The following is a 2881-nucleotide window of genomic DNA, read 5'->3' on the forward strand; positions in this document are numbered from 1 at the left end:
GCTGGATGCAGCGCGCCAGCGGCGGCCACCTGTTGTTGGCCGATGCCCAGGGCAGCGTGTGGAACGGCAGCGCCGTGGCGGTGCTGGCCGGCGGCAGCGACAGCCGCGAGGCGCGCTCACTGCCCGGGCGCCTGCAATGGACCTTGCGCCCGGCCGGCCTGGCGCTGGCGCTGCGGCTGGAACACGCGTGCTGCCTGAACGGCCGGCCGGTCATCACCGTCCGGCCCGGTTGGGGCCGGATCACGACCACGCTGCAAGCCCGGCAGGGCTGGATCGGCCAGTGGCCGGCCGAGTGGCTTTCCGGCCTCGGCACGCCCTGGAACACCCTGCAGCTCGGCGGCAGCCTGCGCCTGAGCTCGCCGTCGGGCCTGAGCGTGCAATGGGTGCAGGGGCGCTGGCTGGTCGAGGGCCGCGCGGCGCTGGAACTGATCGACGTGGCCTCGAGCATCACCACGCTGGAGACCCTGGGCAGCTACCGCTTCGAGGTTTCGGGCGACCCGGCAAGCGCCGGCACCACCCAACTCGACCTCGGCACCACCGAGGGCGCGCTTCAGCTCACCGGCCAAGGCACGCTCGGCCCGGGCGGCCTCGATTTTCGCGGCGAGGCACGCGCCGCCACCGAAGCCGATCGACCGGCCCTCGACAACCTGCTGAACATCATCGGGCGGCGCGACGGCGCCCGGTCCGTCATTTCAATCGGATGATCATGAGCCTTCTTGTTCCCACACCGCCCGGCACCAGCCTCCCGGCACGCGCACTTGCGACGGCCTGCGCGCTGGCGCTGCTGCTGGCGGCCGCCGCGCCGTTCGCGCTGGCGCAGCAGGCGCCTCGCGGGCCTTCGCGCGAGCCGGTGACGCTCAATTTCGTCAATGCCGAGATCGAAGGCGTGGCGCGTGCCATGGGCGCCATCCTGGACCGCCAGATCATCGTGGACCCGCGCGTCAAGGGCCAGATCACGCTCTACAGCGAGCAGGCACTGCCGCCGCGCGAGGCGTATCTGAACTTCCTCGCGGCGCTGCGCGGCCTGGGTTTCACAGTGGTCGAGGTGGCCGGGCTGCTCAAGGTGGTGCCCGAGGCCGACGCCAAGCTGCAGACCGGCACGGTGTCCATCGGCGACTCCGTGTCACGGCGAGGCGACCAGATCATCACGCAGATCTTCCGGCTGCAGCACGAGAGCGCCAACAACCTCGTCACGGTGCTGCGCCCGCTGATCAGCCCGAACAACACCATCAATGCCAACCCGGGCAACAACACGCTGGTCATCACCGACTACGCCGACAACCTGCAGCGTCTGGCCAAGATGATCGCGGCCATCGACGTGCCCAACGCCACAGACGTCGAGGTTCTGCCGCTCGCCTATGCGGTCGCCGCCGACCTGGCGCCTGTCGTGCAGCGCCTGTCCGAATCGCCGGGTGCGCCCGGTGCGCCAGGATCGGCCAATGCGCTGGCCGTGATGGTCGATACCCGCACCAACTCGCTGCTCGTGCGGGCCTCGAACCGGGCCAAGCTCGCGCAGGTACGCGCACTTGTGGCCAAGCTCGACCAGCCGGGCGCCAACGGCACCGGCGGCAGCGGCATCTACGTGGTCTACCTGAAGAACGCTGACGCCACACGCTTGGCTCAGGTGCTGCGGGCTGCCTTTGCCACCGACGCGCGCGGCGGCGGCGGCGGACAGACCGGCCCCATCACCGGCCAGACGCAAAGCCAACCGCAGGGTCAACAGCAGGCGTTCGGCGGCACCAATGCGCTCGGGGGGCAAAACGCGACCGGTGCTTCGCAGCAGTCCACGAGCCCGGTCAGCGCCGCGGCGGCGCCCTCCACAGGCGGTTTCATCCAGGCCGACCCGGCCACCAACTCGCTGATCATCACCGCACCCGATCCGCTGTACCGCCAACTGCGTGCGGTGATCGACAAGCTCGACGAGCGCCGCGCCCAGGTTTACGTGGAGACCTTGCTGGTGGAAGTCAACGCCACCAAGGCGGCCGACGTGGGCGTGCAGTGGCAGGGCCTGATCGGCAACAGCGGCGACAAGTTCGGTGTACTGGGCGGCACCAACTTCGGCACCGGCGGCAACAACATCCTCAATCTATCGCTTGCTGCGGCCGGGGCCGGCGGCAGCGCCACGGGCGGCAGCTCGCTGCCGCTGCCCAGTTCGGGCCTGAACCTGGGGATCATCCGCAAGTACGGCGGCATCTACACGCTGGGCGCGCTGGCGCGCTTCCTGGAAACCAACGCCGACGGCAACATTCTTTCCACGCCCAACCTCGTGACCTTGGACAACGAGGAGGCCAAGATCGTGGTCGGCCAGAACGTGCCCTTCGTGACCGGCTCCTTCACCGGCGTCGGCGGCGCCGGCGGAACCGTCAATCCGTTCCAGACCATCGAGCGGCAGGACGTCGGCATCACCCTGCGCGTGAAGCCGCAGATCGGCGAAAACGGCACGGTGCGCATGGTCATCTACCAGGAAGCCTCGAGCGTCGTGAACCAGAACGTCTCGCAAGGCGTGGCCGACGCCACCGCCGGCCTGGTGACGAACAAGCGCTCGATCGAAACCACCGTGGTCGTCGACGACGGCGACATCCTGGTACTCGGCGGCCTGATGCAGGACCAGTTCCAGAACAACCAGGACAAGGTGCCCGGGCTGGGCAACCTGCCCTACGTCGGCGGTCTCTTCCGCAACGAGAACCGTACCCGGACCAAGAGCAACCTCATGGTGTTCCTGCGTCCGGTGGTGATCCGCGACGCCAATGCCGGCACCAACCTGACGCTCGACCGCTACGACCTCATCCGCGGCCAGCAGCAAAACAGCCAGCCCGAGCCGCGCGCGCTGCTGCCCATCAACGAAGCGCCGGTGCTGCCGCCGCTGCGCGCACCCGGCGCG

At 69.3% G+C, this 2881-nt stretch carries 2 protein-coding genes; both read left to right on the forward strand.

Annotation, left to right across the window (positions count from 1 at the left end):
• Positions 1-704 (forward strand): type II secretion system protein N (gene gspN, locus H0W38_RS20265; RefSeq protein ID WP_292457566.1); only part of this gene is annotated, 704 nt, incomplete at its 5' end.
• Between the two features lie 2 nt (positions 705-706).
• Positions 707-2881, forward strand: a 2175-nt coding sequence (gene gspD / locus H0W38_RS20270) for a type II secretion system secretin GspD (RefSeq protein ID WP_292457568.1), incomplete at its 3' end; no start/stop codon positions are given.

This window comes from Methylibium sp., from assembly GCF_013817365.1.
Lineage (GTDB): Bacteria > Pseudomonadota > Gammaproteobacteria > Burkholderiales > Burkholderiaceae_C > Methylibium.